The sequence below is a fragment of the Pseudomonas sp. zjy_15 genome (assembly GCF_043101865.1).
GTDB lineage: Bacteria > Pseudomonadota > Gammaproteobacteria > Pseudomonadales > Pseudomonadaceae > Aquipseudomonas > Aquipseudomonas putida_Y.
This window is the reverse complement of record NZ_JBICII010000025.1, coordinates 1-5,557: the sequence shown is the minus strand read 5'-3', so window position 1 is coordinate 5,557 and position 5,557 is coordinate 1. Positions and strand designations below refer to the sequence as shown.

Genomic DNA, 5,557 nt, shown 5'->3' with positions numbered 1-5,557 from the left:
CGGTGGCGGACACACATCGGTGGTTGGACACAGGCCGTCGTAGGAGCGGGTTTACCCGCGAAGGGGCCGGCCCTGCTAGCCCGTACCCCTGGCCATTCACTGTTGCCGCCGCCACCGTATTCGCGGGTAAACCCGCTCCTACACCCGGTGACGGACACACATCGGTGGTTGGACACAGGCCGTCGTAGGAGCGGGTTCACCCGCGAAGGGGCCGGCCCTGCTGGCCAGTATCCCTGGCTATTCAGCGTTGCAGCGGCCACCGTATTCGCGGGTAAACCCGCTCCTACACCTGGATTGGTGGCGGACACACATCGGTGGTTGGACACAGGCCGTCGTAGGAGCGGGTTTACCCGCGAACACCGGCAGAGCCGGTGCCATCCACCGCGTTTGCTTTTTCACGGGCATGCCCGCTCCCACAAGATCACCACAGTCCTGGCGTGTCGTGGATTACCTGTGGTAGCGGTGTCATACGCTCAGTCCTGCAGCCGTTCCGGGCTGTTGAAGTTGCTTAGCCGGCGATCATCCTCGGTGCACTCCAGCCCTCGCACCGCCTCGCGCAGCAGGGCCTTCTGCAAACTCCGCTCACCCGCTGCCCAGGCCTGCTCCAACACCGGCAACACCCGCTTGGGCAGTACGCTGAACATCGGCTGCCAGAAACCACCCTGACGCACCATTGCCGCGCTGTTACCGGTCACTGCCAGCCGCAGCAGGTCCTCGATCAATTCGCGATCAACCAGGGGCGCATCGCAAGCCAGCAACACCACCCACCCATGACGTGCCACCTTGAGCCCGGCAATCACCCCCGCCATTGGCCCGGGGAAGTCGGCTTCTGCATCGCCCACCAACCGGTCAGCGTATGCCCGGTAAGCCGCCTGGTTGCGATTGCAGGAAATCACCAGGTCGTCGCTCAATGGCCGCACCACTCGATGAACATGTGCAATCAATGGCTCGCCTTGCCAGTCCACCAGGCCCTTGTCACGGCCGCCCATGCGCTGGCCACGGCCACCGGCGAGAATGAGGATGGAGCAAGGGGGGAGTGCGTCAGGCATGAAAAAGGGTTCCGGGCAGTCATTGCCGGGAACCCTCCCATTTCACGGCGGGCTTGTCCAGTCAGCTTTCGCGGGGCACGGGTTGCCCGTCGCTGTCATGCGCCTGGCGTCGCCCGGACAGGCGCATCACCACCACGAAGAACACCGGCACGAACACCACCGCCAGGGTGGCGCTGAGCATGCCGCCGATCACCCCGGTGCCAATCGCCTGCTGGCTGGCCGAGCTTGCGCCGCTGGCGATGGCCAGGGGCACCACGCCGAGGATGAACGCCAGCGAAGTCATCACGATCGGCCGCAGGCGCAGGCGGGCCGCTTGCACGGCGGCGTCGACGGCGTCCACGCCCTGGTCTACCAGATGCTTGGCGAACTCGATGATCAGGATGGCGTTCTTCGCCGACAGGCCGATCAGGGTGATCAGGCCAACCTTGAAGAACACGTCGTTGGGCATGCCGCGCAAGGTCACCGCCAGCACCGCCCCGAGCACACCGAGCGGAACCACCAGCAGCACCGCAGTCGGAATCGACCAGCTTTCGTACAGCGCTGCCAGGCACAGGAACACCACCAGCAGCGACAGCGCCATTAGCAGGGGGGCCTGGCTACCGGACAGCCGTTCCTGCAGTGACAGGCCGGTCCATTCCAGGCCGCTACCGGCCGGGAGCTGCGCCACCAGCCGCTCGACTTCGGCCATGGCCTCGCCCGAGCTGTAGCCGGCGGCTGGCTCGCCTGAGATCGATACCGCCGGGTAACCGTTGTAGCGGGTCAGCTGCACCGGGCCGCTGACCCACCGGGCCTGAACGAACGCACCCAGTGGCACCATCTTGCCGCTGTCGTTGCGCACGTGAATGTTCAGCAAGTCCTCGACCTGGCTGCGCTGGTCACCTTCGGCCTGCACCACCACCCGCTGCATACGGCCCTGGTTGGGGAAATCGTTGACGTAGCTGGAGCCCACGGCCACGTCCAGCACCGTGCCGATATCGGCAAACGACACGCCCAGTGCATTAGCCTGACGGCGGTCGATTTCCAGTTGCACCTGCGGGCTTTCCGCCAGCGAGGCTTCGCGCACGTTGGTCAGCACCTTGCTTTTGCTGGCGCTTTCGAGCAACTGGTCACGGGCTGCCATCAGTTCGGCGTGGCCCATGCCGCCACGGTCCTGAAGGCGAAATTCGAAGCCGGTCGACTCACCGAGGCCGTCGATGGGCGGCGGCAGTACCGAGTAGGCTATCGCGTCCTTGAGCTGGGTGAAGGCCATGGTCGCGCGGTCGGCGATCGACTGCGCACTGTCGTCGGCGCTGCGCTCGGACCAGTCCTTGAGGGTGGTGAAGGCCAGCGCCGCGTTCTGCCCGCTACCGGAGAAGCTGAAGCCGAGGATCAAGGTGGTGTTGCCCACGCCCGGTTCTTCGGTATTATGCGCCTCGATCTGCGCGGCTACCTGTTCGGTGCGCATGCGGCTGGCGCCCGGCGGCAGTTGAATGTCGGTGATGGTGTAGCCCTGGTCTTCGGTGGGCAGGAACGCCGTAGGCAGCTGGCTGAAGCCGTAGCCCAGCACCGCCAGCAGCACCGCGTACACCAGCAGGTAGCGGCCGCTGCGCTTGAGTGCTTGCACCACCCAGCGCTGGTAGCCGTTGCTCATGCTTTCGAAGCGGCGATTGAACCAGCCAAAGAAGCCTTTGCGTTCATGGTGCTCGCCCTTGGCCACGGGTTTGAGCAGGGTGGCGCACAATGCCGGAGTCAGGCTGAGGGCAAGAAACGCCGAGAACAGGATCGACACCGCCATCGACAGCGAGAACTGCTGGTAGATCACCCCCACCGAGCCTTGCATGAAGGCCATAGGCAGGAATACCGCCACCAGCACCAGCGTGATGCCGACGATTGCACCGCTGATCTGGCCCATGGCCTTGCGCGTGGCTTGCTTGGGCGGCAAGCCTTCTTCGGCCATGATGCGTTCGACGTTCTCCACCACCACGATGGCATCGTCGACCAGAATGCCGATGGCCAGCACCATGCCGAACAGTGTCAGCACATTGACCGAGAAGCCCATGGCCAGCATCACGGCGAAGGTGCCCATCAATGCCACCGGCACTACCAGGGTCGGGATCAGCGTGTAGCGCAGGTTCTGCAGGAACAGGAACATGACTGCGAATACCAGCAGCATGGCCTCGAACAGGGTGTTGATGACCTGCTCGATCGACACCTTGACGAACGGCGAGGTGTCGTAGGGGATGTCGTACTTGACGCCTTCCGGGAAGTAGCGCGCCAGGTCCTGCATCTTCGCCCTTACCAGGGTGGCGGTTTCCATGGCGTTGGCGCCGGGCGACAACTGCACGCTGAAGGCGGTGGCCGGTTTGCCGTTCAGGCGCGTGCCGTACTGGTATTCCTGGGCACCGATTTCAACCTGGGCGACATCCCCGATGGTGACCGTTGAGCCGTCCGGGTTGGCACGCAGGACAATCGCAGCAAACTCTTCGGGGCTGCTCAACTGGCCTTTGACCACCACGTTGGCGGTGATTTCCTGGGTGCTGCGGCTGGGCAGATCGCCGATGCTGCCAGGGGCAACCTGGGCGTTCTGCGCGGCGATGGCTTCGGCTACATCGTTGGGCGTGAGGTTGAAACCGATCAGCTTGCGCGGGTCGATCCAGATGCGCATGGCCCGTTCGGAGCCATACAACTGGGCCTTGCCGACGCCCTTGAGGCGGCGGATTTCGTCCATCACGTTACGTGCAAGGATGTCCGACAGCGCGGTTTCATCGAGCATGCCGTCTTCGGAGGTGAGGGTCGCCAACAGCAGGAAGCCGGTGGACACTTTCTCTACCTGCAGGCCCTGCTGGGTGACTGGGCGTGGCAGGCGCGACTCGACCACTTTCAGGCGGTTCTGCACATCGACCTGAGCCAGGTCCGGGTGGGTGCCCGGAGCGAAGGTGGCAGTGATGGTGGCGCTGCCCAGGCTGCTCTGCGACTCGAAGTACAGCAGGTTGTCGGCGCCGTTGAGCTCCTGCTCGATCAGGCTGACCACGCTTTCGTCCATGGTCGCTGCCGAGGCGCCTGGGTACACGGCGTAGATTTCCACCTGCGGCGGTGCCACGTTGGGGTACTGGGCCACCGGCAGTTGCGGGATGGCCAGCGCGCCGGCCAGCAGGATGAACAGTGCGACCACCCAGGCGAATACCGGGCGATCGATGAAGAATTGCGGCATGAATCAGGCCCTCACTGGCCGGTATGCTGTGCGATGGGTGGGGCAGCGGGTGTATTGTCAACCTGCACCTGGTCACCGGCCTTGACGTGCTGAAGGCCCTCGACCACCACCCGCTCCCCGGCCGCCAGGCCCTCGCTGACGATCCAGCGGTCACCCTGGGCGCTGCCCAGTACAACCTGGCGGTCGCTGACCCGGGCTTGCTGGTCTACCACAAGCACCTTGGGCACACCGGCGCTGTCGCGCAGGATGGCGCGTTGCGGCACGCTCAGGCCCTTGGGTTGCACCGCTTGCTCCAGGCGTACCCGCACGTAGCTGCCTGGCAGCAGGTCGAGGTCCGGGTTGGGGAACTCGCTGCGCAGGGTGATCTGGTTGGTACTGGGGTCGACGCTGATGTCGGAGAACAGCAGCTTGCCCGGCAGCGGGTAGGCGCTGCCGTCATCCTGGATCAGCGTGGCGCGTGCCTGGCCGTCGCCCACCTGCTGCAATTCGCCGGCGCGCAGGGCGCGGCGCAGGGCGTTGAGCTCGCGGGTAGACTGGGTGACATCGGCATGGATCGGGTCCAGTTGCTGGATGGTCGCCAGCGGGGTGGTTTCGTTTTGCCCGACCAGCGCGCCTTCGGTGACCTGGGCGCGGCCGATACGGCCGGAAATCGGCGCGGTCACGGTGGCATAGCCGAGGTTCAGCCGGGCGCGCTCCAGCGCCGCCCTGGCTTCGGCCACTTCGGCATCGGCCTGCAGGAAACTGGCCTTGGCGTTGTCGTACTCCTGGCGGCTGACGGCTTTATCGTCGACCAGCTCGCGGTAGCGCTGCTCTTGCAGGCGCGCCTGGTACCGGGTGGCCTCGGCCTTGGCCAGCGTGGCGCGGGCGCTGTCATGGTCGGCCTTGAACGGCGCCGGGTCGATCAGGAACAGTACATCACCCTGCTTGACGTCGCTGCCTTCGCGGTACACTCGTTTGAGCACCACGCCTGCGACCCGCGCACGCACTTCGGCGGTGCGTGGAGCGAGGATACGGCCGCTAAGTTCACTGCTGATGGCCAGTGGCTGCAGTTGCAGGGTTTCCACGCGCACTTGCGCAGTGGGGGCCTGTTCGTCTGGTTCGGCGCTGTCGCTGCAACCGGCCAGGGACAGGCTCAGGAATGCCATGAGCGCCAACGGGCGCAGGCACGGGGAGAGGGTAGTAGGCATGCGGATCTTCCGATGATGACCCTGTATATGCTAAGGCACACGCTGCCTGGGCGGCTGTTAATACCTGTAGGGCGAGTGTGAAAAAGTGTGAAGAATGATCCTGTCGAGTGGTTGGGTTCTATATTCTGCAT

3 protein-coding genes are annotated in these 5,557 nt (G+C 64.8%); all 3 read right to left on the bottom strand.

The window, feature by feature from the left end:
• Positions 1 to 473: 473 nt before the first annotated feature.
• Positions 474 to 1,049 (bottom strand): molybdenum cofactor guanylyltransferase MobA, encoded by a 576-nt coding sequence (mobA, locus tag ACF8EF_RS03805; protein ID WP_392460844.1) that lies wholly within the window; start codon positions 1,047 to 1,049, stop codon positions 474 to 476.
• A gap of 61 nt (positions 1,050 to 1,110) precedes the next feature.
• Complete coding sequence (locus ACF8EF_RS03800; RefSeq protein WP_392460843.1) at positions 1,111 to 4,239, bottom strand: multidrug efflux RND transporter permease subunit; 3,129 nt, start codon at positions 4,237 to 4,239, stop codon at positions 1,111 to 1,113.
• Positions 4,240 to 4,250: 11 nt separating this feature from the next.
• Positions 4,251 to 5,426 carry an efflux RND transporter periplasmic adaptor subunit gene (locus tag ACF8EF_RS03795; RefSeq protein ID WP_209965567.1) on the bottom strand — a complete coding sequence of 392 codons (1,176 nt, stop codon included), beginning with the start codon at positions 5,424 to 5,426 and terminating at the stop codon, positions 4,251 to 4,253.
• Positions 5,427 to 5,557: the final 131 nt, after the last annotated feature.

Excerpts from the sequence above, each read along its gene's own strand:
- ACF8EF_RS03795 (WP_209965567.1), bottom strand. The coding sequence starts at position 5,426 with ATGCCTACTACCCTCTCCCCGTGCCTGCGCCCGTTGGCGCTCATGGCA.
- mobA (WP_392460844.1), bottom strand. The coding sequence starts at position 1,049 with ATGCCTGACGCACTCCCCCCTTGCTCCATCCTCATTCTCGCCGGTGGC.
- ACF8EF_RS03800 (WP_392460843.1), bottom strand. The coding sequence starts at position 4,239 with ATGCCGCAATTCTTCATCGATCGCCCGGTATTCGCCTGGGTGGTCGCA.